Source organism: Sphingobium sp. D43FB, from assembly GCF_002312805.1.
Lineage (GTDB): Bacteria > Pseudomonadota > Alphaproteobacteria > Sphingomonadales > Sphingomonadaceae > Sphingobium.
This window is the reverse complement of sequence record NZ_NMUA01000004.1, coordinates 57,417-80,704: the sequence shown is the minus strand read 5'-3', so window position 1 is coordinate 80,704 and position 23,288 is coordinate 57,417. Positions and strand designations below refer to the sequence as shown.

Annotated in this window: 24 protein-coding genes; 14 read left to right on the top strand and 10 right to left on the bottom strand. The window is 64.3% G+C overall.

Annotation, left to right across the window (positions count from 1 at the left end):
* Positions 1–61 precede the first annotated feature (61 nt).
* Complete coding sequence (locus SxD43FB_RS05210; protein WP_096061279.1) at positions 62–586, top strand: hypothetical protein; 525 nt, start codon at positions 62–64, stop codon at positions 584–586.
* A gap of 10 nt (positions 587–596) precedes the next feature.
* Here SxD43FB_RS05210 and SxD43FB_RS05205 read toward each other — a convergent pair whose 3' ends face one another.
* Genes SxD43FB_RS05205 through SxD43FB_RS05190 form a run of 4 tightly spaced genes read right to left on the bottom strand, consistent with a single transcriptional unit; the run spans position 597 to position 4,753 of the window.
* Positions 597–1,400 carry a 3'(2'),5'-bisphosphate nucleotidase CysQ gene (locus tag SxD43FB_RS05205; protein WP_096061278.1) on the bottom strand — a complete coding sequence of 268 codons (804 nt, stop codon included), beginning with the start codon at positions 1,398–1,400 and terminating at the stop codon, positions 597–599.
* Positions 1,387–2,733 carry a TldD/PmbA family protein gene (locus SxD43FB_RS05200; protein WP_096061277.1) on the bottom strand — a complete coding sequence of 449 codons (1,347 nt, stop codon included), beginning with the start codon at positions 2,731–2,733 and terminating at the stop codon, positions 1,387–1,389. Before SxD43FB_RS05200 ends, SxD43FB_RS05205 begins: the two co-directional genes overlap by 14 nt.
* 42 nt (positions 2,734–2,775) lie before the next feature.
* Entirely contained in the window at positions 2,776–3,693 is a 918-nt protein-coding gene (gene nudC, locus SxD43FB_RS05195; RefSeq protein ID WP_096061276.1) for an NAD(+) diphosphatase, read from the bottom strand.
* Complete coding sequence (locus SxD43FB_RS05190; RefSeq protein WP_096061275.1) at positions 3,680–4,753, bottom strand: A/G-specific adenine glycosylase; 1,074 nt, start codon at positions 4,751–4,753, stop codon at positions 3,680–3,682. Before SxD43FB_RS05190 ends, nudC begins: the two co-directional genes overlap by 14 nt.
* Positions 4,754–4,779: 26 nt before the next feature.
* On the opposite strand from SxD43FB_RS05190, the gene SxD43FB_RS05185 reads away from it, so the two are divergent.
* From SxD43FB_RS05185 to SxD43FB_RS05160, 6 genes are all read left to right on the top strand, one after another.
* Positions 4,780–5,322 carry a DUF721 domain-containing protein gene (locus SxD43FB_RS05185; RefSeq protein WP_043153727.1) on the top strand — a complete coding sequence of 181 codons (543 nt, stop codon included), beginning with the start codon at positions 4,780–4,782 and terminating at the stop codon, positions 5,320–5,322.
* A 47-nt stretch (positions 5,323–5,369) separates the two neighbouring features.
* A complete protein-coding gene (locus SxD43FB_RS05180; protein ID WP_096061274.1) occupies positions 5,370–6,041 on the top strand; it encodes a thioredoxin domain-containing protein in 672 nt (223 codons plus the stop codon).
* A gap of 45 nt (positions 6,042–6,086) precedes the next feature.
* On the top strand, positions 6,087–6,821 hold the full coding sequence (locus SxD43FB_RS05175) for a thioredoxin domain-containing protein (RefSeq protein ID WP_096061273.1): 735 nt from the start codon (positions 6,087–6,089) through the stop codon (positions 6,819–6,821).
* 68 nt (positions 6,822–6,889) lie between these two features.
* On the top strand, positions 6,890–10,333 hold the full coding sequence (locus SxD43FB_RS05170; RefSeq protein WP_096061272.1) for an AAA family ATPase: 3,444 nt from the start codon (positions 6,890–6,892) through the stop codon (positions 10,331–10,333).
* Positions 10,334–10,443: 110 nt separating this feature from the next.
* A complete protein-coding gene (locus tag SxD43FB_RS05165; protein ID WP_096061271.1) occupies positions 10,444–10,725 on the top strand; it encodes a BrnT family toxin in 282 nt (93 codons plus the stop codon).
* Entirely contained in the window at positions 10,676–10,957 is a 282-nt protein-coding gene (locus SxD43FB_RS05160; RefSeq protein WP_255245603.1) for a BrnA antitoxin family protein, read from the top strand. The genes SxD43FB_RS05165 and SxD43FB_RS05160 overlap by 50 nt, the downstream gene beginning before the upstream one ends.
* Before the next feature lie 115 nt (positions 10,958–11,072).
* Here the strand turns inward: SxD43FB_RS05160 and SxD43FB_RS05155 are convergent, their stop codons facing one another.
* Both SxD43FB_RS05155 and ubiA read right to left on the bottom strand, forming a co-directional pair.
* Positions 11,073–12,542 carry a phospholipase D-like domain-containing protein gene (locus SxD43FB_RS05155; protein ID WP_096061269.1) on the bottom strand — a complete coding sequence of 490 codons (1,470 nt, stop codon included), beginning with the start codon at positions 12,540–12,542 and terminating at the stop codon, positions 11,073–11,075.
* Positions 12,539–13,441, bottom strand: coding sequence for a 4-hydroxybenzoate octaprenyltransferase (gene ubiA, locus SxD43FB_RS05150; protein ID WP_096061268.1), 903 nt, complete (start codon positions 13,439–13,441; stop codon positions 12,539–12,541). Before ubiA ends, SxD43FB_RS05155 begins: the two co-directional genes overlap by 4 nt.
* Positions 13,442–13,535: 94 nt before the next feature.
* On the opposite strand from ubiA, the gene SxD43FB_RS05145 reads away from it, so the two are divergent.
* Both SxD43FB_RS05145 and SxD43FB_RS05140 read left to right on the top strand, forming a co-directional pair.
* Positions 13,536–14,282 carry a 16S rRNA (uracil(1498)-N(3))-methyltransferase gene (locus SxD43FB_RS05145; protein ID WP_096061267.1) on the top strand — a complete coding sequence of 249 codons (747 nt, stop codon included), beginning with the start codon at positions 13,536–13,538 and terminating at the stop codon, positions 14,280–14,282.
* A gap of 99 nt (positions 14,283–14,381) precedes the next feature.
* Positions 14,382–15,755: a glutamate--cysteine ligase gene (locus tag SxD43FB_RS05140; RefSeq protein ID WP_096061266.1), complete on the top strand. Its 1,374-nt coding sequence runs from the start codon at positions 14,382–14,384 to the stop codon at positions 15,753–15,755.
* Here SxD43FB_RS05140 and SxD43FB_RS05135 read toward each other — a convergent pair.
* Positions 15,752–17,065, bottom strand: coding sequence for a DUF1295 domain-containing protein (locus SxD43FB_RS05135; RefSeq protein ID WP_096061265.1), 1,314 nt, complete (start codon positions 17,063–17,065; stop codon positions 15,752–15,754). The two genes, SxD43FB_RS05140 and SxD43FB_RS05135, sit on opposite strands and share 4 nt — an antisense overlap.
* A gap of 153 nt (positions 17,066–17,218) precedes the next feature.
* Here SxD43FB_RS05135 and SxD43FB_RS05130 point away from each other — a divergent pair, with 153 nt between their 5' ends.
* Positions 17,219–17,548 (top strand): hypothetical protein, encoded by a 330-nt coding sequence (locus tag SxD43FB_RS05130; protein WP_176482675.1) that lies wholly within the window; start codon positions 17,219–17,221, stop codon positions 17,546–17,548.
* Positions 17,549–17,552: 4 nt separating this feature from the next.
* On the opposite strand, the gene SxD43FB_RS05125 is transcribed toward SxD43FB_RS05130, so the two are convergent.
* Together SxD43FB_RS05125 and SxD43FB_RS05120 are read right to left on the bottom strand one after the other, a co-directional pair.
* Complete coding sequence (locus tag SxD43FB_RS05125; protein ID WP_096061264.1) at positions 17,553–18,188, bottom strand: DUF1345 domain-containing protein; 636 nt, start codon at positions 18,186–18,188, stop codon at positions 17,553–17,555.
* 42 nt (positions 18,189–18,230) lie between these two features.
* A complete protein-coding gene (locus SxD43FB_RS05120; RefSeq protein ID WP_037478187.1) occupies positions 18,231–18,806 on the bottom strand; it encodes a hypothetical protein in 576 nt (191 codons plus the stop codon).
* 139 nt (positions 18,807–18,945) lie between these two features.
* Between SxD43FB_RS05120 and ruvA the strand changes: the two genes are divergently transcribed.
* The 4 genes from ruvA (at position 18,946) to SxD43FB_RS05105 (ending at position 22,860) form a co-directional block, all read left to right on the top strand.
* Positions 18,946–19,554, top strand: a complete 609-nt coding sequence (gene ruvA / locus SxD43FB_RS05115; RefSeq protein WP_096061263.1) for a Holliday junction branch migration protein RuvA — start codon at positions 18,946–18,948, stop codon at positions 19,552–19,554.
* 30 nt (positions 19,555–19,584) lie between these two features.
* Positions 19,585–19,965, top strand: coding sequence for a hypothetical protein (locus SxD43FB_RS24630; protein WP_141249457.1), 381 nt, complete (start codon positions 19,585–19,587; stop codon positions 19,963–19,965).
* A complete protein-coding gene (gene ruvB / locus SxD43FB_RS05110) occupies positions 19,962–20,984 on the top strand; it encodes a Holliday junction branch migration DNA helicase RuvB (RefSeq protein WP_069065663.1) in 1,023 nt (340 codons plus the stop codon). The genes SxD43FB_RS24630 and ruvB overlap by 4 nt, the downstream gene beginning before the upstream one ends.
* A 133-nt stretch (positions 20,985–21,117) precedes the next feature.
* A complete protein-coding gene (locus SxD43FB_RS05105) occupies positions 21,118–22,860 on the top strand; it encodes an AMP-dependent synthetase/ligase (RefSeq protein WP_096061262.1) in 1,743 nt (580 codons plus the stop codon).
* Here the strand turns inward: SxD43FB_RS05105 and SxD43FB_RS05100 are convergent.
* Positions 22,848–23,276: a Na+/H+ antiporter subunit G gene (locus SxD43FB_RS05100; protein WP_096061261.1), complete on the bottom strand. Its 429-nt coding sequence runs from the start codon at positions 23,274–23,276 to the stop codon at positions 22,848–22,850. The two genes, SxD43FB_RS05105 and SxD43FB_RS05100, sit on opposite strands and share 13 nt — an antisense overlap.
* Positions 23,277–23,288 lie beyond the last annotated feature (12 nt).

Below are 23,288 nucleotides of genomic sequence, written 5' to 3'. Positions count from 1 at the left end.
AGGCTTGCCGTTCGGGACAAAGCGTCCCTACATAGCCGCACGATATTCAGGGAGGCGCGTGATGCAGGAATTTTTCATGGACTATGGGCTGTGGTTGCTGGTCGGTCTGCTGGTGATCATCGGCCTTGTCTTCCTGTTGTCGGGCAAGGGTAAGACGAAGGAGATTGCGCCGCCTGCTGCCGTTGAGGTGAAAACAATCCCAGTTGCAGCCGTGCCGGTCGTCCCGCCCGTGGTGATTGAACCGGTGGCCGTCGAACCCGTGGCGGTAGAGCCGATTGCGGTAGAGCCTGTGGCGGTGGTCGAAGCGAAAGCGCCTGCGCCCGTGGCTGCCGTGACATCGGAAGCAGGCGAGGATGACCTGCTGCGCATGAAAGGGGTCGGCCCCAAGCTCAAGGCGTTGCTGAACGAACTGGGCATCACCCGCTTTGCGCAGATCGCTGCTTGGACCGACACGGACATTGCCGCGATCGACGCAAGGCTGGGCAATTTCAAGGGCCGTCCGATCCGCGACCAGTGGGTTGATCAGGCGAAATATCTGGCAGCGGGCGATATTGCCGGATTCGAAGCGCAATATGGCAAATTGTAAAGCCTGAGCGTCAGCCCGGCGCACCCCCCAATATTTCGCGGGCGCGGGGCGCCAGCCGATCCGTCGCAGCAGCATGAATGCCGGGCGCAGCGCAAAGCAGGCCGAAAGCGGTCGGTTTGGGGCGGTTGAAGCGCATGGGCGCACCCAAGGCGTCGGTGACCGTCGCCCCGGCCCGCTGACAGATCAGCGCGGCGGCGGCGACATCCCACTCATTGCCCCAGCGCACCGTGGCGACCAGATCGGCCTCGTCGGCGGCCACCATCGCCATGCGCAGCGCGATGCTGTTGGGTTTTTCGACCGTCACCAGATCGCGGTCGATGCGCGGCAGTTGATCGGCGGGCACGCGGGCACCCGGCAGCGTCGTGCGGTCGCCCGCGCGCAGCGTCTGTCCGTTGCGCGTCGCGGGGCCATCCGCCTGCGCGATCCACAGTTCATTGCGGGCAGGTGCGGCCAATATACCGAGCCGGACAGCGCCATCCTCGATCAGCGCGACCGAGACCGCCCATCCGGGCCGTCCCCGCAGATAATCGCGGGTGCCGTCGATGGGATCGACCACCCAGACGCGCGGCACGCCCAGGCGATGGACCGTGTCGGCCGTCTCCTCCGACAGCCAGCCCGCTTCCGGGTCGATCTGGCCGAGCCGCTCGCGCAACAGCGCATCGACTTCCAGATCGGCCTCGCATACCGGATGGCCCGGCACTTTTTCCCATTGACGCACGCGGGTATCGCCGCCCGCCCAGAGGGTCAGCGCATGATCGGCCGCATCGGCGACCGCCGACACGATCGCGCGCAGATCTATCTCAGCCCCCGGCAACGGTCATTCCATCCACGCGCAGCGTCGGGACGTTCATGGCATAGCGGAAATGCAGGTCATTGGCGGGGATGAGCGCACGGAACATAGCCTTCAAATTGCTGGCTATGGTGATTTCCGACACCGCATGGGCGACCGCGCCATTTTCGATCAGAAAGCCAGCCGCCCCCCGGCTATAGTCGCCGGTAACGCCATTGACGCCCATGCCGATCAGTTCGGTGACATAGAGGCCGCGTTTTACGTCGGCCATCAGGTCGCCCGGCGACACCGTGCCCGCCTCCATATGGACGTTGGTAATGCTGACGCCCGGTGCGCCGCTGCCGCCCCGGCTCGCATGGCCGGTGGGTTCCAGGCCCAATTGCCGTGCCGAAGCGCTGTCCATCAGCCAGCCAGTCAACACGCCCCGGTCGATCAGCGCGCGCGGCGCGACCGGCAGCCCTTCGCCATCGAAGGGGCGCGAGCGGAGCCCTCGTGGCACCTGCGGATTGTCGATGATGGTGACGCCCGCGTCGAACAGCGCTTCGCCCAGCGATTCGAGCAGGAAGCTCGACCGGCGCGCGATCGCTGGGCCGACCATGCCGCCGATTAGATGGCCAAGCAGGCTGGAGCCGATACGCGGATCGAAGATCACCGGCATGACGCCACTTTCCACCTTCACCGGATTGAGCCGGGCGACCGCGCGCTGGCCTGCGCGCATGCCGATCGCCTCGGCATTGTCCAGATCCTCCAGATGGCGCATGCTATGGCTGGCATGGTCGCGCTGCATGTCGGACCCAGCGCCCGCCAGCACGCTGGCCCAGGTCGAGTGATTGGTGCCCGCATAGGCACCGGCAAAGCCATGGCTGGTCGCCAGCGCCACTTGGCTGCGACCATTCGACGCGCCGCCGCCTTCGCTGTTGGTGATGCCAGGCACCGATCGCGCAGCTTCCTCCGCCAGCAGCGCGCGTTCGCGCAGCGCAGCGGGTTCGGGCTCTTGCTCATCGGTCAGGTCGAGCGCAGCGGGGCGCTTCTTCATGAGGCGATCTTCGGGTGCGAGACCCGCATAAGGGTCTTCCGGGGCTTCGCGCGCCATGGCAACGGCGCGATCGACCAGCGTGGCCAGCGTCGCGGGGTTCATGTCTGACGCCGAAATGCTGGCCGACCGGCTGCCAATGAAGACGCGCAGGCCGATCTCCTCGCCCTCCGACCGTTCGACATCCTCCAGCAGGCCGAGCCGCACCGACACATTGGTCGAAGCGTTGCAGGCATAGATGGCGTCGGCCGCATCCGCCCCTGCCTTGCGCGCGGCGCTGACCAGATCCTGCGCGCGCGACTGGGCTTCTTCTAGGCTGAGCATGGAGGCGTGGGTTTCCCGAAACGATAAGAGGAGCCTGTGGCCTTACGCGCTTGCATCCGATGGGGCAACGCCCGCCAGCCAGCGGTCGAACAGGTGCCAGGCGACTGCCATCTTCGGCGGCGCGAGGAAAGGTGCGCCGGGCTCCTCCGCTATCGCCGCGCGAACGGCGTCGGCATCGCACCAGAAGGCATCCTCAATCTCGGTCGGATCGAGCGTCAGCGCGTCGTCCTCCGCCTGCGCGATGCAGGCGATCATCAGCGAAGAGGGAAAGGGCCAGGGCTGGCTCATGACATAGCGCACGTCGCGGACACGGATGCCTGCTTCCTCGAACAGTTCGCGCGCTACGGCTTCCTCGATCGTCTCACCCGGTTCGACAAAGCCCGCCAGCGCCGAATAGCGCCCCTGCGGCCAGGCATGTTGCCGCCCGACCAGCACCCGGCCCCGATATTCCGCGAGCATGATAACGACCGGATCGGTGCGCGGGAAATGTTCGGCGACGCAAAGATCGCAACGCCGCGACCAGCCTGCCTTCACCGGCTGGGTCGGCCCGCCGCAAACCGAGCAGAAGCGATGGCGCGCATGCCAATGGACCAAGCTGCGCGCGGTGCCGTAGAGCGCGACCTCCGCCGCTGGCACCAGCCCGGCGATGGCGCGACTGCGCGGGGTAGGAATGAGGTTGGGACCGAGATCGGCGACCAAGCGCGCGAAGATCGGCTGTCCGGCAGGGTCGATGCCGAGCAGCACATGATCCGCGACATGCGCGTCCGCCGCCAGCGGCTCCAGCAGCAGATGGCCGTCCACCTCGACCGGCTCCAGACCGTCAAGCACGAGTAGCCGCGCGGCAGGGTCAGCAAAGGCTTCCGCCAGCTTGGCCGGGTTGGAGCGGATATGGTCCACCCGATCGATCGTGCCGCCAGCGAAACCGGGCAGTTTCTTTATGACCGGATTAGTGCCGTGCATCGCTGACATCCTCTTTCTTCATGGCCGTTTCAGCCGCGCGCACGAACAGCGTCGGCAATCCCGCCTCCGCCAGTCGATCGATCGGCCACCATTCGCCTGCACCTGACGGCACATGATCCTGATTCACCTGGATCGCATGGACCGTCAATGCCAGCGAGAAATGGGTGAAGACATGGGCGACCGGCGGCTCCAGCCTTCGCCATGGTCCGGCGAAGGGCGGGGTCGGATCAGGCGCGTCGCCCCACCCTGATCCGAGCAAGCCGCGCATCCCGCCCAGCAATCCCTTGTCCGGGCGGCGCACCAGCCAAACATGACCGTCCGCCCGCGCGATCCAGAAGGCGTGGCCCAGCCGATGCGGCTTGGCCTTTTTCGCGGCCTTTACCGGAAAGGCGGCAGGGTCGGCGGTCAGGACGGCGGCGCAATCGGCGCGCAAGGGGCAGATGCCGCAGGCGGGGTTGCGCGAGGTGCAGATGGTCGCGCCCAGATCCATCATCGCCTGGGCAAAATCCCCGGCACGGGCATCGGGCGTGATTCTGTCCGCCGCTTCGCGGATCGCTGGGCGGGCAGCAGGCAGCGGGGTGGTGATCGCGAACAGCCGGGCGACGACGCGCTCGACATTGGCATCCACCACCACGGCGCGGCGGCCAAAGGCGATCGCGGCGACAGCGGCAGCGGTATAGGCACCCACGCCCGGCAGCGCGCGCAGGCCTTCTTCCGTATCGGGAAACGCGCCGCCATGCTCGGTCGCCACCGCGCGCGCGCAGGCGAGCAGGTTGCGGGCGCGGGCATAATAGCCAAGCCCGGCCCAGGCGGCCATCAGATCGGCATCCGGCGTAGCCGCCAGCGCCTCTACGTTCGGCCAGCGTTCGGTGAACTTCGCGAAATAGGGGCCGACCGCCGCCACCGTGGTCTGTTGCAGCATCACTTCGGACAGCCAGACGCGATAGGGATCGGTCGCATTGCTCCCCGGCGGCGCGCGCCAGGGCAGGCGACGGGCATGGACATCATAATGGGCGAGCAGGTCACTCGCGATTTTTGACTCTCTACCCTCGACGCGCATGGCGGCCCTATGCCATGGTGCGGGCGATGACGGAACGCCCCCCAGTGCCGAAAGTGAAAAGCCGCGCCGCCTTGCCCGTGGAGCGGCCCCGGATCGGTGCGAGCCGCCAGATTGCCGACCTGATGCCCGACATCGGCCGCGCGGCGTTCCGCAAGTTCGGCTTCGTTCAGTCGAGCATCGTCACCCGCTGGACCGAGATTGTCGGCAGCCATTATGCCGCGATCACCGCGCCCGAATCGATTCGCTTCCCGGTCGGCAAGAAGGCGGGCGGCACATTGCAACTGACGGTGATGAGCGGCCATGGACCAATGGTGCAGCATATGCTGCCCGACATGATCGAGCGGGTGAACCGCTTCTTTGGCTATGCCGCCGTCGCCAAGGTGGCGATGCGGCAGGGCGATATTCTGCCAGCAACCGCCGAACGCCGTCCGCCACCGCGCAATTTGCGACCGATCCCGGTCGAACTGGGCGATTCGTTGCGCGGCATCGGCGATCCCGAATTGCGCACCGTGCTGGAATCGCTGGCACAGGGGCTTGCCAACAGCAGCGGCCCGCCCAAGATCGGCTGATGCCGTTACGCTGTCGTTCAGCCGATATCTGCCAGGAACCCGTCCCCATGACCATCGCCCGCTTCCTGCCCCTCGCCCTCATCGCCCTGCCCACTGCCTTGGTTGCCGCGCCTGCCACCAACTGGGTGAACCGCGTCGTCATCTCGCCGGTCGGCGGGCATGTGATGGGCAATCCGTCCGCCACGACCAAGCTGGTCGAATATGTGAGCTATACCTGCAACCATTGCGCCCAATTCGTGGGGCAAGCGAGCGGGCCGCTCAAGACCGGCTATGTGAAGGGCGGCAAGGTCAGCGTCGAGGTGCGCAATGCGGTGCGCGACAAATATGACCTGACCGCCGCGCTGCTTGCGCGTTGCGGCGGCCCGGCCCGCTTCATGGGCAATCACGAAGCGCTGTTCGCCAATCAGGATGCTTGGATGGCGCAGATCGAAACCTATGATCGCGACGCGACCAAGCCGACCGACCAGATCGCCGCGCTGCGCGATATCGGCCAGAAGACCGGGCTGTACACGCTGATGGGCAAGCGCGGCTACAAGCCCGCGCAGCTCGACGCCTGCATCGCCAGCCCGATGGCGATGAAGCAGGTAATGGCGATGACCGACGATGCGTGGAACAAGGTGAAGATCACCGGCACGCCCGGTTTTACCGTCAACGGCACGCGGGTCGAGGGATCGACCTGGGCCATCCTTCAGGCCGCATTGCCGCCAGCCGCGCGCTGATCTAGACTTGTTTTTCAATCATCCATCATCGGAGCCTTGCCCGTCGTGAAAGCCTTTTCCGGTCTTGCCCTTGTCGCTCTCAGCCTGACCCTCGCCGCGTGCGGCAAGAGCGAGGAAGGTGCCACGCCCACCGGCGAATCGGTTGCCGCGGTTGCGCCGCCTGCCGGCACCAGCTGGTCGCAGACGGTCGCCGAAACGCCGGATGGCTATTATCTGATGGGCAATCCCGCCGCGAAGGTGAAGCTGGTCGAATTCGGTTCCTATACGTGCAGCCATTGCAAGGATTTCACCGCCGAAGCGTCGGAAGAAATCAACAAACTGGTCGACACCGGCAAGATGAGCTTCGAGTTCCGCCCCTATGTGCGTGATCCCATCGACATTTCGACGGCCTTGCTGGCGCGTTGCGGCGGCAAGGATATTTATTATCCGCTGTCGGAGCAGTTCTTTGCCAATCAGACCGCGATGTTCGACAAGGCGCAGGCGATGGGCGATGCGCGCTATCAGGCGGTGATGAACGCGCCGCCCGCACAGCGATTCGGACAGTTGGCAAATGATTTGGGCCTCGTCGAATTTGCCCAGCAGCGCGGCATTTCGGCAGATCAGGCCAAGCAGTGTCTGGCCGACACGGCCGCAGCCGAAAAGCTGGCGAAGGGCGTAGAGACGGCCAACAGCCAGTATCAGATTACCGGAACGCCAAGCTTCCTGATCAACGGCGTGCTGGTCGACAATGCCGCAAACTGGGCCTCGCTCCAGCCCAAGCTCAAGGCAGCGGGACTCTGATTGCCGGCCGGGGGGCGGACATCGGCGCTTGAAGGAACCGGAGCGATGCATCGCCCCGGTCCGATCCCGTGCAGATAAAGCGGCTCAAACTCTCCGGCTTCAAAAGCTTCGTCGATGCGACCGAATTGCGGATCGAACCGGGCCTGACGGGCATCGTCGGCCCCAATGGCTGTGGCAAATCCAACCTGCTGGAAGCCATCCGCTGGGTGATGGGCGAATCGAGCGCCCGGTCGATGCGCGGCGGCGGGATGGAAGATGTGATCTTCGCGGGCACCGCGACCCGACCGCAGCGCGATTTCGCGCAAGTGTCGCTGCTGACGGTGCAGGAACAGGGCGAATTGTTCAGCGCCGTCGATGTCGGCGCGGATGGCGAACTGGAAGTCACCCGCCGGATCGAGCGCGGCGCGGGCAGCGCCTATCGCGCCAATGGCAAGGATGTCCGCGCGCGTGACGTCGCGCTGATCTTCGCCGATGCCGCCACCGGGCCGCATAGCCCGGCGCTGGTCAGCCAGGGGCGGATTGCCGCCGTCATCGCCGCGCGGCCGCAGGAGCGGCGTGCGATGCTGGAGGAAGCGGCCGGGATTGCGGGCCTGCATGTCCGTCGGAAGGACGCCGAACAGAAATTGCGCGCTGCCGAAGCCAATTTGACGCGGCTCGACGAAATATTGATCGACATGGATGCCCGCGCCAACAGCCTGCGGCGACAGGCGCGCGCGGCGGAACGCTATATCCGCCTGTCCGACCAGATCCGGGTGGCCGAGGCGCGCGTTTTGTTCGCACGCTGGCGCGAGGCCAATGCCAGCGCGGAAGCCGCCCGCGCCGACGCGAAACAGGCCGATCATGGCGTGCTCGTCGCGCAGCAGGCGCAGGTGGCAGCCGTAGCCCAGGCGCAGGAAGCGGTGGCCCTGTTGGCGGACAAGCGTGCTGCCGCGCAGCAGGCGCGCGAGGATGCCAGCGAAGCGGGGCATAGGCTTCAGACATTGCGGACGCAGCGCGATGCGGTGGTGCGACGTTTGCAGGATCTCGTACAGCAAAGCGTACGACTGGAAGAGGATCGGGCGCGGGAAGGGACGCTCGCCAATGACGCGGCCGAGGCGATTGCGCGACTGACGGCGGAGATTGGTACGCTCAAGGCGCGGATCGCCGAGACCGAGACATTGCGACCCGATTTTGCGGCACGGATCGCCGCTGCCGAGAGTGGCGCACGCGATGCCGAGTTGGATCTGGCCAAGGCGATGGCGAAGCAGGCGGGCGAGCAGGCTGAACTGCGGGTGGCGGAAGCCGCGCTGGTGGCCGCGCGCACGCGGTTGGAGCGGGCGGAGCGCGAGGCGTCTCGCCTGGCCGCCGAAGCGGCGGCGCTGCCCGATGCGGCACCGTTGGAGGCGCAGCGCGCCGAGGCGGTCGCGCGGCAACAGCAGGCCAGCCTGGATCGGGATGCGGCCGAGGCGATGATCCGCGAAGCGGAAGCCGCGCGTCAGTCTGCAAGCGAGGCGCGGGCGTTAGCGCAAGCGGCGCTGTCATCCGCGCGCGCGGCACTGGCGGCGCTGGACAGTGAAGCGGTAGCGTTGCGTCGTGCCGTCGATAGTGGTTCGGGCGGGCGGGCGCGGGCGCTGGACCAAGTGAAGGCTGCGCCCGGTTATGAACGCGCCTTGGCGGCGGCCTTGGGCGATGATCTGGAAAGCCCCATTGCGACGGAAGGCAAGCGCCGCTGGGCGGGCGCGCAGGCGCAGTCCAATGATCCGGCGCTGCCTGATGGCTGCGAGTCACTTGCCGACCATATCAGCGCGCCGCCCGAACTGGCGCGCCGCCTGGCCCAGATTGGTTTTACCGAGCAGGATGCGGGGCAGATGTTGCGCGTTGGCCAGCGGTTGGTCACCCGCGACGGGCAGATGCGGCGGTGGGACGGCTATGTCGCCATCGAAGGCGGCGCGGCGGCGGCCGAACGTTTGATCCGGCTCAACCGGCTGGAGGCGATCATGGCGGCCCGGCCCGCGATTGCGACCGAGGTGGATGCGGCCCAGGAAGCAGAGCAGGCCGCGCGGGCATCCGAACAGGCGGCGAGCGATGCCCTGGCGGCGGGACGCACGCGACTGACCCAGGCGGAGCAGCAGCAGCGCGCCGCGCTACGTACAGCCGACGAGGCGACGACGGCGCTGGAGCGCCTGTCGGGACGGCGCGAAGGGATAGAGGAGCGGCTGATCGAAGCCCGGCGTGATTGCGATTCGGCCCACACCGAGCAGGATATGGCACAGACCGCGCGCACGGCGATGCCCGATGGGGCGGACACGCGGGCGCTGGTTGCTGCGCTGACGCAGGCGAGCGAGAAGGCACGCGCGGCCGTCAGCCAGTTGCAGGCCGACCAGGCCTTGGCTGACCGCGCACTGTCGAGCGACCGCGAACGGCAGGCGGCGGCCGAGGCGGAGATCAAGAGCTGGCGCGGACGGGCGGGCGAAGCGGCCAAGCGTATTGGGGCGATGGTCGCGCGCGGCGAGGCGATCGCTACCGAACGCACGACGATCGAGGATCAGCCCGATTCCCTGGCGCAGGCCATCGCCGCATTGGATGATCAGGGTGCGGCACTGGCGGAGGCCGCCGAAGCAGCGCGGCGCGCGGAATATGAGGCGGAAGCGACGCTGCGCACTGCCGAACATCGTGCAGCGCAGACGGGTGAAGTGCTGGCCGCAGCACGCGAGGCACGCGCTACGGCCGTCGCCCGCGCGGAAGCCGCCGATGAAAAGCGCATCGAAACCAATCGGCTGTCGGGCGAACGGTTCGAATGTCCGCCGCCGCTGTTACCGGAGAAGCTGGGTTTTGCCAGCGCCGACATCCGCATCGCCCAGACCGAACAGGCCGAGCATGACCGCTTCGTCGCCGAGCGGGAACGGATTGGTCCGGTCAATCTGGTTGCGGCGCAGGAACTGGGCGAGCTGGAAGCCAGCCAAGCGGCCAGCCGCGCGGAGAGCGAAGAATTGACGCAAGCCATCCACCGGCTGCGCGGGTCGATCGGCAGCCTCAATCGCGAAGGACGCCAACGGCTGCTCGCTGCGTTCGAGGCAGTGGACGGCCATTTCCGTCGCCTTTTCACCACGCTGTTCAACGGCGGGCAGGCGCATCTGGAACTGATCGATAGCGACGATCCGCTGGAGGCGGGGCTGGAAATCATGGCGCAGCCGCCGGGCAAGAAGCTGGCCGCGCTGACTTTGCTATCGGGCGGCGAGCAGGCTTTGACGGCGGTGGCGCTGATCTTCGGCCTGTTCCTGACCAACCCCGCGCCCATCTGCGTGCTGGACGAAGTCGATGCACCGCTGGACGACGCCAATGTGGAACGCTTCTGCGACCTGCTCGACGCGATGGTCGCGCAGACCCAGACCCGCTATCTGATCGTGACCCATAATGCCGTCAGCATGGCACGCATGCACCGTCTGTTCGGCGTCACCATGGTCGAACAAGGCGTCAGCCGTCTGGTCTCGGTCAACCTCCAGAGCGCGGAGGCCCTGCTGGCGGCGGAGTAATTTTGTAGTTACAAAAATGCTTGACGAACTTCTGTAGTTATGAGAAATAGTCGATGGCGTTTTCTTCCACCTTGGACGCCTTTCGTGCTGGCTTTTAAGGTGGCGTACGTATGAATATCAGTTTTGACCCGGCTAAACGGCAGGTAGCATTGGAAGAGCGTGGCGTGGACTTCGCCGATGCGCTTGAGGTGTTTGAAGGGCCTGAGCTTACGGCGTCTGACGACCGCAGAGACTATGGCGAGGATCGCTTTGTAACCTATGGTTATCTGAAGGGCCGGGCGGTGATTTTGGTATGGACGCCGCGCGATGACGGGCGGCGCATAATTTCGATGAGACATGCAAATGACCGGGAAAGATCACGATACGAAGCCGCTTTGGGTCGATCCGGATGATGCACCAGAATTGGACGAGCATTTTTTCGCCCATGCCGAATTTCGTATCGGCGGAAAGGTTATTCGTCCTGCAACCGGGACACTTACCAAAGTCGGCCGTCCCAAATCCGACGATCCCAAGCAGCAGGTTACGCTCCGACTCGATGCGGCTGTTCTGGACGGCTTCCGTGCGACTGGTCCCGGCTGGCAAAGCCGGATCAACGCCGAACTGCGCAAGGCGCTTGGCCTGTAGAGTGACCTGACCTTGACCCGTTCGTTTCGAGCGAAGTCGAGAAGCCAGTACGCGGTGTTTCTCGACTTCGCTCGAAACGTACGGGTCTGGGTGATGCGCCCCAGAGTCGCTGCACTTACCCCCGCCCGAACCAGCCCTTCATCCGGCGGAACAGGCCTCGTTCGCTGATCGATTCGAACATTTCTTCGGGGCCTTCGGGGTCGAGCACTTCATGATCGGCGAGCCAAGTCTGAACATCGTTCAGATCCGGGGTGACATAGGGGCGTAGCGTCCGCCCCGGCTTCTGGCGCATTTCCTCGATCCCCGCGACCAGCCCGCGCTCCGCAATCACGGCGGCGACGCGCTCGACCGGCATGTCGAGATGTTCGGCGATCAGGTCGTTGCGAATGGCCAATATACGGTCCTGCCGACCAGCGTTGGCGGGCAGGATCGTGTCGATCGTCACATCGCATTCGGTGTCGAGCCGCATCGACCGGTTGTTCATGTTGGAGGAGCCGACCCGGATCAGCCGATCATCGACGATCAAGATCTTGGCATGGATGTAGATGGGCACGCCGCGCGTGGTGAAGGCGTGATAGATGCGGAAGCGGCCATGGGTATCGCGCGCCTTGAGCGCTTCGTAGAGGCGCGCGCGCGCCGTATCCATCGCCTGCTGTTCCAGCCAGCCATCGGCATGCTCTGGGTTGACGATGACGATATCCGGGCCATCGGGTTCGGCCAGCCGCTTGGCGATGGCCTCGGCGATGCGGCGGGAGGCGAAATATTGGCTCTCGGCATAGATGCAGCGTTTTGCGGCAGCGATCTGGTGGCAATAGAGATTTTCAATCTCCGTCACGCCATCCTGATCGTCCATTTGCGGCGCGGATCGGGAAATGGCGACATCCACCCCTTCAAACTGCACGGGGAGACGATCAGGCCAGCAATCCTCGCCGCCTTCCACCGGCTCTAGATCATCACCACCCGCCATCTTCCAGCGCATACGCGCATGGGCGCCGAGCGCGGCGGCAACCGGCCCGGCCAAGGCCGTGGTCGCATCGTGCCATGGACCATAGGGCGAACCGTCGGGATGATGACGCCCGGCTTCATCGTCGCGATGATGGCGGGTGTCCCAGCGGTCGCCGGTCATGTCGATACCGCCGCAAAAAGCGAAACAATCGTCGATCACGACGATCTTCTGATGGTGGGAGGCCGCAGGCGGATGATGCCCGTCCAGCTTCACCGTGACGCGCGGATGCGCCATCCATTTGAGCGTGGTGAAGAGGTTGACGGGGCTGACCATCGACTTCATCGCGCCGACATCCCAGCGCAGGAGGAAGATTTCGAGGTCGGGCGAGCGATTGACCAGCCAGCTGATGAAATCGCCAATGACGGCGGGTGCGCCGTCTCCGACCTCATCGTCGCGCACCAGGCTGATCGCGGCATCGAAATCCCAGCCGATCAGCATGATCCGCTTGCGTGCCTTGAGCATCGCGGCGCGGGCGTGGCGGAAATAGGTGTCCGCGTCGATGATGACGCTGGCGCGGGTGGCTGTCTCGATGCGCCAGCAATCGTCGCCGGGCACTGGACCTGTGGGATGCGCGCTCATGCGCTGCCTACTACCAGACAAGCCAGGAACATCAACAACCCCGCAAAGCGATTGGCGCGAAACTTGGTGAGCGGATCTACGCCGTCTTCGCGCAAGGTCGCAACCTGCCACAGCAGATGCGCGGCCATCGGCAAAAGAGCGACAAGCGCCAGGCTGTCGGGCCGCACCTGCCAGATGGCCGTCGCCCAGAGGCCAAGCGCTAGCACATAGCATAGCGCAACGCCCGCGCGCACATGGCGTCCCATGGACAAGGCGCTGGAACCGATCCCGATCAGCGCGTCATCCTCCCGATCCTGCAGCGCGTAGATGGTGTCATAGCCCACGACCCAGAAAATGGTTCCGGCGTAGAGCAACAGGCCAGGGATGGTCAGCGTACCGGCCACTTCGCTCCATCCGACCAAGGCGGCCCAGGAAAAGACGAGGCCCAGCCAGATTTGCGGCCAGCCGGTAATCCGCTTCATGAAAGGATAGGCCGCGACCAACGCCAGCGACGCAAGCGCCACGACCTGCGCATAGGACCGCAATTGCAGCAGTACGACAAGCCCGACCGCGCAAAGGACCAACAGCCAGAGCCAAGCGGTTCTGAGCGAGATCGCGCCGCTGGCAAGCGGGCGCGAAGCCGTGCGCGCGACCTTCGCGTCGAGATCGCGATCGACGATATCGTTGAACACGCAGCCCGCGCCGCGCATCGCGATGCTGCCCAGCAGAAACCACAGGATGAGCGGCCAGCGGACAAAGCCACCCCCGGCCAGCGCCACGGCCCAGGCCCCTGGCCAGAAGAGCAGCCACCAGCCGATCGGCCGGTCGAACCGTGCCAGCAGCGCAAGGCCGCGCGGCGTATCCGGCAGGCGCGACAGCAGACCGCGCGCTTGGGTGTCGGGGACGATGCTACTACTCACACTATCTCCGTTTCGCCGCTGATCGAGGGGCGCGTCTCGACTTGCTTCGACAGGAACGGCATTAGGGGTCGCATCGCCATACGGAAAGACCGAAATGACCGCTACCCCCGCCTGGCCGCCGCAAAGCGCCCCGCGCCTGCATGTCGAAACCCAGTTGGGCGAAGGCGTGGTGGTGTCGATCGACGGCAATCCGGCCCATTATCTGATCGCCGTCATGCGGGTGAGGCCCGATGATATCGTGCTGCTGTTCGATGGGCGGTCGGGCGAGTGGGCCGCGCGCGCGCGCGACATCCGCAAGCGTGATCTGGTGCTGGAATGCGTGACGCAGACCAAGGGGCCGGAGACGGTACCGGATTTCTGGCTGTGCTGCGCGCCGATCAAGAAGGGACGCATCGATCTGATCGCGGAAAAGGCTTGCGAATTGGGGGTGGCGAAGTTGCAGCCCGTGCTGACTCGCCGCGCGGTGGTGGACAAGCTCAACCTCGACCGGCTGCACGCGCATCTGGTCGAGGCTGCTGAACAATGCGGGCGCACCGCGCTGCCCGAACTTGCCGCCATGGTGAAGCTGGATACGCTGTTGCGCGATTGGCCGCAGGGGCGGCATCTGTTTTTCGCTGACGAGACTGGGGGTGCGCCATTGACGGAGGCCTTTGCTACCCATCCCGGCGCGGCGGCTTTCCTGATCGGGCCGGAGGGCGGATTCGACCCCGCCGAACGTGACGCGATCCGCGCGCATCCTCAAGCCGTACCCGTCTCTCTTGGCCCCCGCATCCTGCGCGCGGAAACCGCCGCCATCGCCGCTACGGCGGCGTGGATGACGATCAATGGCGACTGGAAATAGTTTCATTTCGCTATTGGATTGAACCCGATAGCAACACAGCCTATTTGACCGAAGCCCGCCGCTGTTTGACGGGCAGAGGGGAAGCAGTAAGGGCGGGGCATGAGCACAAGAACCGACTCAGCGGGCCAAGATCCCGTCATCGAAAGCCGCGACCAGCTGATCGCGGCCTTTGCCAAGGGCGAAAAGCCCAAGAACCGCTGGCGCATCGGCACCGAACATGAGAAATTCGTCTACAGCCGCAAGGATCATCACGCCCCATCCTATGAGGAAAAGGGTGGCATCCACACGCTGTTGATCGGCCTGACCCGCTATGGCTGGAAGCCAGTGTTCGAAGGCGAGAATATCATCGCTTTGTCGGGGGACGATGGCACGATCAGCCTGGAACCCGCCGGGCAACTCGAACTGTCGGGTGCGCCGCTCGACAATCTGCACCAGACCTGCGCTGAAACCGGGCGGCATCTTGAACAGGTGAAGCATGTCGGCGACATGCTGGGCTTGGGTTTCCTGGGTCTTGGCATGTGGCCCGACAAGACCCGCGCCGAGTTGCCGATCATGCCCAAGGGCCGTTACGAGATCATGCTGCGGCACATGCCCCGCGTGGGATCGATGGGCCTGGACATGATGTTGCGCACCTGCACCATTCAGACCAACCTGGATTATGGCAGCGAAGCCGACATGGCCAAGAAGTTCCGCGTCTCGCTGGCGCTACAGCCGCTTGGCACGGCTTTGTTCGCCAATTCGCCCTTTACCGAGGGCAAGCCCAATGGCTTCCTGTCCTATCGCAGCCATATCTGGTCAGATACCGACCCCAAGCGCACGGGGATGCTGCCCTTCGTGTTCGAGGATGGCTTTGGCTATGAGCGTTACGCCGACTATGCGCTCGACGTGCCGATGTATTTCGTCTTTCGCGACGGCAAATATATCGATGCGTCGGGCCTCAGCTTCCGCGATTTCCTCAACGGCAAACTGTCCGTCCTGCCGGGTGAAAAGCCGACCGAGAAGGATTGGGAGGACCATCTCTCCACCGCCTTCCCCGAAGTGCGGCTGAAGAGTTTTCTCGAAATGCGCGGCTCGGATGGCGGTCCATGGGGCCGCATCTGTGCCCTGCCCGCCTTGTGGGTCGGCCTGCTTTATGATCAGGGCGCGCTCGATGCGGCGTGGGATCTGGTCAAGGACTGGAGCATGGAGGATCGGCAGATTTTGCGTGATTCCGTGCCCAAGCTCGGCTTGGACGCACCGGTCGGCGGCGGTCGCACGCTGCGCGACATTGCCAAGCCAGCGCTGGACATTGCCCGGTCGGGGCTTGCCGCACGCGGTCGGTTGAATGCCGCGGGCGACAATGAAACGGGCTATCTGTCCGATCTGGAAGAGGTCGTGTCATCCGGCAAGACGCACGCCGAACGGCTGCTCGATCGCTATCATGGCGAATGGGGCGGCGATGTCAGCAAAGTTTATGCCGAGGAAAGCTTCTAGGCGGCGGGCTGCTCCGCCGTCTGTGCCACCACAGTCGCTTCCCGCTTGCGCCCGGTGACCCAGGCGAAGAAGCGGGGCACCGGGGCGTTGCGTTCCATCCAGTCGCTATAGGCGCGATAGTCGGGGTCGGCGGACAGATGCTGCTCCTCCGTCCGGGCGCGCCAATAATAGACGGCGTTGGTGAGGCCCAGCATCGCGCAATTGCGCACGATGTCGGTGATCGACCCGCTGACGCTGAGGAAGGGCAGCGCTGAAAACCACCAGAAGAGGTTTTTCGACAAATAGGCCGGGTGCCGGGTCCAGCGATAAGGACCATGGGTCAGTATGCCGCGATGGGTAAGGTTGGAAAAGCGCAGGCCGAACGCCATCGTCGCCCAGGCATAGATGGCAGTGAGCAGCACCAGCCACCCGCCCAGCAGCCATTGCAGCGTCGTCGATCCTTGCGTCCAATAATCCCATTCCGCGCCGCCCGCATGATAATCGAGCGGCCCGCCGCCGCCCATCAGGACGAAAGGCGGGTAGCAGATCAGGGCAGCCAGCCAGCCGGCAAGATAGGGATTGGCGGTGCGGATATGCGAATCGAGCGGCTTGAAGGTCAGGATATAACCGACCGTCGCCAGACAGACGTCGATCATGAACATGACCGCGATCAGGAATCCGGCGAGCGCGATCGGATTGGCCAGCGCGTCGGCGATCCGCCATTCGACCACGCTTGAAAAATTACCCGGTACGATCGACACCATGAAGGCCAGGAAGAAGCCCTTGACCGCCCAAGCGCGAGCGTGATGCGCGACCTGTACCATGTCGGGCGCGCCCGCCGCGCCGCCGATCACCCATTGGCCAAAGCTGTAGGAGGCATCCTTTGGATCGACCATCCGCCGGTCGATCCAGATGACATAGGGGATGGAAAGTGCCAGCAGCCATGGCGCGGCGCTGGTGAACAGGTCCATCGAGAAGCGGTAATTGCCGCTCCAATACCAGCGCGCGACGCAATAGAAGATGGCAATGGCGAGCCAGGTCGCCCATAGACCGGCGATCTTGACGATGCTGATGTCCAGCACGCTGCGGACCGGACGGGCGGGCGCGTGCCAGTCTATGCCGGTCGAGGCATTGCGATGCACCTTGTCGATGAAGAGCGACCACAGCACCATCGGCACGCCGCAGGCGACGACCGCAGCCAGCCCGGCATGGGGACCGTTCATGCCATAATGGCGCGCGACCAGGGTCCAGAGGCCAAGGCCCACCAAACCAGCGATGCCGACGCCATGGCTGACGTCGGATTTGGGGCAGGGATCGTCAGAGTCGCGCATGGCGGCAAGCCCTAGCAAAATTTGGTAAGCAAGCGGTGAAGGCTTTGGTGGCTGGACCGTTGCAGACAAACTGCTTAACCTGCAGCAAGGTCATGAACCCATTTTATCTCAATGCGTTACCCCCTCATCAACCGATAATGATGGAGGCAGGAGATGACGATCGCGGTGCGGTTTCCCGATGGCAGCATCCAGAATGTGCCTGCCCAATTGCGGGAGATCAGCGATTCCCCCGGTGCCACAGCCTCGCCGCGGTTCGAGCGCGTTCCGCTCAATTGCGATTCCAACTGGACCTTTCATCGTCATGGCCAAAACTGGTACGCGATGCCGCGCTCCGGTAGCCTGTCCGCCTTGCGCCCAGTCGTAGCGGAATGGTGGCGGTCGGTGGCCTATATGGAGGAGGATGCCGGGAAGGCCGTTGGTCCGACCAAAACAGGGCGTAGCCAGCGTCAGCGCCAACGGTCCGGCTGGGGCAACGCCGCTTGAGGCACTACCCGCCCAACACGTTGATCGTGAATGCCAATATGCCAAGGTTGAACAGGAATGCGGCGAGGCTCTGAAATAGCGCCGTGCGGCGCATGATGCTGCTCGTCACGGATACGTCGGATGTCTGGAACGTCATGCCGAGCGTGAAAGCAAAATAGAGAAAGTCCCAATAACCCGGCTCCTGCGTATCCGGGAAGTCGAGGCCGCCGCTATCCTCTCCCTGCGGTCCGGCGCGATAGAAGATATGCGCATAGTGCATGGCGTAGACGAGGTTGGAAAATAGCCAGGCCACCAGCAAGGTGATCAGCAGCAGCGCGACGGTGCCACCCTTATGTCCGCCCTGCTCCCCCACGGCCACGCCCACGGCGACCAGTACGACCAGGCTGACGATCGCGGTGATCAGCAGCATCAGCTCGCGATTAGCATCGTTCGCCGCCGCCTTGCGCCGCATGGCGGCGGCGTCGGCCCGGATGAGCGACGTTACCGACAGCATGAACGCGACCGCGGCAATATCAAACCCTGCCATTACCGCCTGATGCCACGGGAGCCCCAGAGCCAACGGCGCGATCGTCGCCAGAAACGTCAGGAACATGCCATAGCGCCAGGGAAAGATCGGCGATCCTGATCGAATGCGGTTCATGTCGGATATCAACCCGCAATTAGCGGGCCGCGCAAGGGACGATCACAGCACCGCGGCGATCAGCCCCCGTGCGCGCGCTTCATTGGCTTCAAGATACCAGTTTTCTGGCGCTTTTTCGAGCAGCTCTTCCATGGTGATATCCGATCCCAGGATCAGATTGTGAAAGCCTTCATTCTGAATCGCGATCGACGACTGGATTTCGTTGAGCGTTCCCTTGAGCGTAGCGATGCAGGTGGACAGTGGCCCCGCGAGCTGGATCGTCTTGGTGATCAGCCGCTCGTGGATCATGAGGCGCGTACCCCGCGTGACATAGCGGTTTTCGGTTGCGAAGAAGCTCATGAAGGTCGCGCCCGCCGAATAAACCGCCGTGCGGCCGAGAAACACCAGACGCCGTTCGGGGTAGAGATCGGAATGGAAACGGATATCCTCACCCATCAGACGGGCGATTTCGGGGTCGCCGCCCAGGGTGGAGATTTCCACCACCACCAGCCCCTGCTGCGGCGCGGTGGACAGGCAATTCTTGAAATGAAGATACATGCCATGGTCAACCACGCCCGAAAGCATGATCGCGGGATATTCGAAGTCCTTGGGGCCGAGCATCGGCGCGGTCATTTGCATCATAATCGCCTTGATATGGAATGGGTTTGGGCAGCATTACGCATGGCGCGCGGAAAAGCTGCCTCATGCGCTCATTCTTTTGACTGGCGCGCCGCGCGACAGGCTGTAAAGAACAGATCATGACCAAAGGGCAGCGGGCATGATCGCGAAACTCAAGGGGCTGCTGGACAGCGCGGGCATCGACCATGCCATCATTGATGTGGGCGGCGTCGGCTATCTGGTCGGCGCATCGTCGCGCACGCTGGCGGCTCTGGGTCCGGTGGGGGAAGCGGTGACGATCCACACCGAAATGCTGGTGGCGGCAGACTCGATCCGTCTGGTCGGGTTCGCCCGCGCGGAAGAGCGCGACTGGTATCGGTTGCTGACCCATGTGCAGGGCGTCGGATCGCGCGTGGCGCTGGCGATATTGTCGGCGCTCGAACCGCTGGAACTGCACCGGGCCGTCGCCATGGGAGACAAGGCGATGATCGCCCGCGCCAACGGTGTTGGCCCCAAGCTGGCCCAGCGCATCGTCAATGAATTGAAGGACAAGATCGGCGCAGCCCCGGTCGGCAGTCCGATCGGCGCGGGCGGCGTGGCCGTGCTGCCGACCGGCAGCTTCGCCGCCGACGCGCTGTCCGCGCTGCAGAATCTGGGCTTCAAACCCTATGAAGCCAGCACCGCCGTCGCGGCGGCCGAAGCGGAACTGGGTGACGACGCCAGCCTGGATGCGCTGGTGCGGCTGGCGCTGCGGAAGGCGGCGAAGTGATGGTGCTGATGTTCACCATGGGAGAAAATCATGCGTAATGCAGTTCTGGCCTTAAGCATTGTATGTCTACTGTCTTCATGTGGGGACCGTCCTGATGAGGAAGATCAAGCAGGACAGCCAACATCCCCTTATGCTGATCTGGGTAAGCAAGCTACTTGGAATGACGCAGGCAAGGAAGCTATTAAAGCTAAGTTGAGAGATCCGACGAGTGCCGAATTTCAGGATGTGAAATTTCATCTAGCCTTTGGAAAGACGCCCGTTTCGTGCGGTAAGGTTAATGCTAAAAATGGCTTCGGCGGCTATGGGGGCTATGAGAGATTTATTGCGGCCGGAGATGTCATAACTGTTTTGGAATCAGAAATGGCTCCCGGTGAAATGGACAAAACATGGGAGCAGCTTTGCACTCCATGACTGACGACCGCCTCCTAACCCCCGCCCGCCGCGTCGAGGATGTCGATGCGGCACTGCGTCCCAAGTCGCTTGACGAATTTATCGGGCAGGAAGCAGCGCGCGGGAATTTGCGCGTGTTTATCGAGGCGGCGAAGGCGCGCGGCGAGGCGCTCGATCATGTGTTGTTTTTCGGGCCGCCCGGCCTTGGCAAGACGACGCTCGCGCAGATCGTCGCCAAGGAAATGGGCGTGGGCTTTCGCGCCACGTCCGGGCCGGTCATCGCCAAGTCGGGCGATCTGGCGGCTTTGCTCACCAATCTGGATGAGGGCGACGTGCTGTTCGTCGATGAAATCCATCGGCTCAATCCGGCGGTCGAGGAAGTGCTCTACCCGGCGATGGAGGACCGCGCGCTCGACCTGATGATCGGCGAGGGGCCGTCGGCGCGATCGGTGCGCATCGACCTGCCGCCTTTCACGCTGGTAGGGGCCACGACGCGGCAAGGCTTGCTGACGACGCCGCTGCGCGACCGGTTCGGCATTCCCGTGCGGTTGCAATTCTACACGGTGGACGAGCTGGAACTGGTGGTGCGGCGCGCGGCGCGATTGCTCGACCTTGCCATTACGCCAGACGGCGCGATGGAGATTGCGCGGCGATCGCGGGGGACGCCGCGCATTGCCGGGCGGCTGCTGCGCCGGGTGCGCGATTTCGCCAATGTCGCGGGCGTCGCGGCCGTGGACGCTAAGGTTGCCGATGCCTCGCTCCGGCGGCTGGAGGTCGATGAGTTGGGGCTGGACCTGATGGACCGGCGCTATCTGATGATGATCGCGGATATTTATCGTGGTGGGCCGGTGGGGGTCGAAACGTTGGCGGCGGGGCTTTCCGAAGCGCGCGATACGATCGAGGAAGTGATCGAGCCTTACCTCATCCAGCTTGGCCTCATCGCCCGCACGGCGCGCGGCCGATGCCTCAACGGGCCGGGGTGGAAGCATCTGGGCCTCAATCCGCCGCAGGATGTGCAGAACGGGCTTTTCGATGGATGAAACCTGATAAAGTCGATGGCCGTTACGGCAAGGCGGAGCTATAGCCTGACGATGAGCAGGTGCGCAGCAGACGCGCCGGAACCGCAGGAGCAGAGCCTTGAGGGCCATCGAAAAATTCCCCAATCTGGTGACCATGTTCTTCGCCCGTGCGGGCGAGAGGGGCGACGCGCCGTTCCTGTGGCGCAAAAAGGACGGCGCCTGGCAATCGTTAAGCTGGACCATGGTGGCGCAGCAGGTCGCCGCCCTGTCCGCCGCGCTCAGGGCGCAGGGGTTGAAGCCGGGCGATCCGGTGATGTTGGTCAGCGAAAATCGCCCGGAATTCTGCATCGCCGACCTCGCCATCATGGCGGCGGGGTGCATCACCGTGCCGACCTACACCACCAACACCACGCGCGATCATCAGCATATATTGACCGATAGCGGCGCGCGCGCGGTCATCGTTTCGACCGCCAAGCTGGCGCAGGTGCTGATGCCGGCTGTCGTCCGGTCGCAGGCCGACTTCATCGTCGGGATGGAGCCGTTGCGCGGGACGCAGGGGCAGATCGCCTGCCATATGTGGGATGAGCTGATTGCGGCTCACCCGGTCGATGTCGCCACTTGCGCCGCCGCCCAGACCGCAACGCGCCAGGACCAGGCCTGCATCATCCACACCAGCGGCACCGGCGGCGCGCCGCGCGGGGTGATGCAGCATCATGGCGCGATCCTGCTCAATGCCGAAGGGGCAGGCGCGGTCGTGGCGGAGGATTTTGGTTGGGGGGAGGAGGTTTTCCTGTCCTTCCTGCCGCTGTCGCATGCCTATGAACATAGTGGCGGGCAATTTCTGCCGATGCTGCTGGGCGGGCAAATCTATTATTCGGAAGGGCTGGAAAAGCTCGCCAGCAATATCGAGGAAACGCGGCCGACCATCATGGTGGTCGTGCCCCGCCTGTTCGAAGTGCTGCGCGCGCGGATCATGAAGTCGATCGAAAAGCAGGGCAAATTTCCCAATTATCTGATGGCGCAGGCGCTGCGCATTGCGGCGAAAGAGCAGCATGGGCGCAAATCCCTGCTCGATCGGCCGATGAAGGCGCTGCTCGCCCGCACCTTGATTCCCAAGATCCGTGCCCGGTTCGGCGGCCGGTTGAAGGCGCTGGTATCGGGCGGCGCGCCGCTCAATCCCGATGTCGGCCTGTTCTTCGACGCGATGGGCCTAACGTTGCTTCAGGGCTATGGCCAGACTGAGGCAGGGCCGGTGGTGAGCTGCAATCGCCCGCGCGCGGGCATTGCCATGGACACGGTCGGCCCGCCGCTTGATGGCGTGGAAGTGCGGATCGCCGAGGATGGCGAAATTCTGGTCCGGGGCGAATTGGTCATGCACGGCTATTGGCGCAATCCGGCGGAAACGGAAAAGGTGTTGAAGGATGGTTGGCTCCACACCGGCGACATCGGCGAATTCGATGCCAAGGGGCGCATCCGCATCACCGACCGCAAGAAAGACCTGATCGTCAACGACAAGGGCGACAATGTCGCGCCCCAGAAGGTCGAGGGGATGCTGACGCTGCAGGCCGAGATCGGGCAGGCGATGGTCCATGGCGACCGGCGGCCCTATCTGGTCGGGCTGATCGTGCCGGATGCCGAATGGACGCTGGAATGGGCGCAGGCCAAGGGTTTGACGCTGGCGGAGGCGCGCGCCGATCCGGCCTATATGGCGGCGCTACGTGCGGCGGTGGACCGGGTGAATAGCGACCTGTCGGTGACCGAGCGGGTTCGTCGCTTCATCCTGGCCGACGAACCGTTCACGATCGAGAATGAGGAAATGACCCCGTCAATCAAGATCCGCCGCCATGTCATCCGCAAACGCTATGCCGACCGGTTGGACGCGCTTTACAAGGGCTGAGCGGGTTCGCCTGAAGGCTGGTTCGGCCGATCAGCGTCGGCAACGCCGAATGTCGCCCATTCCGCAGCCCCGGCAGGCGATTCGGGCAGCATCCTGGCCGTTTCGACCGTCATCCGGGTTTCGCTGTGCCGCCGATGGATATAGGCTTTGGCGATCATATTGGCCGAAATCGGCGCGGTGATGAACAGGAAGAGCGTGATCAGCAGTTCATGCGCCGACCAGCTGAGGCCATGGGTCGGGAAATAGAGCATCGACGCCATCAGGCAGCCGCCAACGCCCAGCGTGGTCGCTTTGGTCGGGCCGTGCAGGCGGGTCATCAGCGATGGCAGGCGCGCTAGTCCCCAGCTGCCGATCAGCGCGAAGGCACCGCCGAGCAGGATTAGGAAGGCGATGAAGATGTCGATCAAGGCGGTCATTCCGGCTGGTCC

Bases quoted from the DNA above. Each gene is read 5' to 3' on its own strand.
- SxD43FB_RS05210 (WP_096061279.1), top strand. From the start codon at position 62: ATGCAGGAATTTTTCATGGACTATGGGCTGTGGTTGCTGGTCGGTCTG.
- SxD43FB_RS05200 (WP_096061277.1), bottom strand. From the start codon at position 2,733: ATGCTCAGCCTAGAAGAAGCCCAGTCGCGCGCGCAGGATCTGGTCAGC.
- nudC (WP_096061276.1), bottom strand. From the start codon at position 3,693: ATGCACGGCACTAATCCGGTCATAAAGAAACTGCCCGGTTTCGCTGGC.
- SxD43FB_RS05190 (WP_096061275.1), bottom strand. From the start codon at position 4,753: ATGCGCGTCGAGGGTAGAGAGTCAAAAATCGCGAGTGACCTGCTCGCC.
- SxD43FB_RS05185 (WP_043153727.1), top strand. From the start codon at position 4,780: ATGACGGAACGCCCCCCAGTGCCGAAAGTGAAAAGCCGCGCCGCCTTG.
- SxD43FB_RS05180 (WP_096061274.1), top strand. From the start codon at position 5,370: ATGACCATCGCCCGCTTCCTGCCCCTCGCCCTCATCGCCCTGCCCACT.
- SxD43FB_RS05165 (WP_096061271.1), top strand. From the start codon at position 10,444: ATGAATATCAGTTTTGACCCGGCTAAACGGCAGGTAGCATTGGAAGAG.
- SxD43FB_RS05160 (WP_255245603.1), top strand. From the start codon at position 10,676: ATGACCGGGAAAGATCACGATACGAAGCCGCTTTGGGTCGATCCGGAT.
- SxD43FB_RS05155 (WP_096061269.1), bottom strand. From the start codon at position 12,542: ATGAGCGCGCATCCCACAGGTCCAGTGCCCGGCGACGATTGCTGGCGC.
- SxD43FB_RS05145 (WP_096061267.1), top strand. From the start codon at position 13,536: ATGACCGCTACCCCCGCCTGGCCGCCGCAAAGCGCCCCGCGCCTGCAT.
- SxD43FB_RS05140 (WP_096061266.1), top strand. From the start codon at position 14,382: ATGAGCACAAGAACCGACTCAGCGGGCCAAGATCCCGTCATCGAAAGC.
- SxD43FB_RS05135 (WP_096061265.1), bottom strand. From the start codon at position 17,065: ATGCGCGACTCTGACGATCCCTGCCCCAAATCCGACGTCAGCCATGGC.
- SxD43FB_RS05130 (WP_176482675.1), top strand. From the start codon at position 17,219: ATGACGATCGCGGTGCGGTTTCCCGATGGCAGCATCCAGAATGTGCCT.
- SxD43FB_RS05125 (WP_096061264.1), bottom strand. From the start codon at position 18,188: ATGAACCGCATTCGATCAGGATCGCCGATCTTTCCCTGGCGCTATGGC.
- SxD43FB_RS05120 (WP_037478187.1), bottom strand. From the start codon at position 18,806: ATGCAAATGACCGCGCCGATGCTCGGCCCCAAGGACTTCGAATATCCC.
- ruvA (WP_096061263.1), top strand. From the start codon at position 18,946: ATGATCGCGAAACTCAAGGGGCTGCTGGACAGCGCGGGCATCGACCAT.
- SxD43FB_RS24630 (WP_141249457.1), top strand. From the start codon at position 19,585: ATGCGTAATGCAGTTCTGGCCTTAAGCATTGTATGTCTACTGTCTTCA.
- ruvB (WP_069065663.1), top strand. From the start codon at position 19,962: ATGACTGACGACCGCCTCCTAACCCCCGCCCGCCGCGTCGAGGATGTC.
- SxD43FB_RS05105 (WP_096061262.1), top strand. From the start codon at position 21,118: ATGTTCTTCGCCCGTGCGGGCGAGAGGGGCGACGCGCCGTTCCTGTGG.
- SxD43FB_RS05100 (WP_096061261.1), bottom strand. From the start codon at position 23,276: ATGACCGCCTTGATCGACATCTTCATCGCCTTCCTAATCCTGCTCGGC.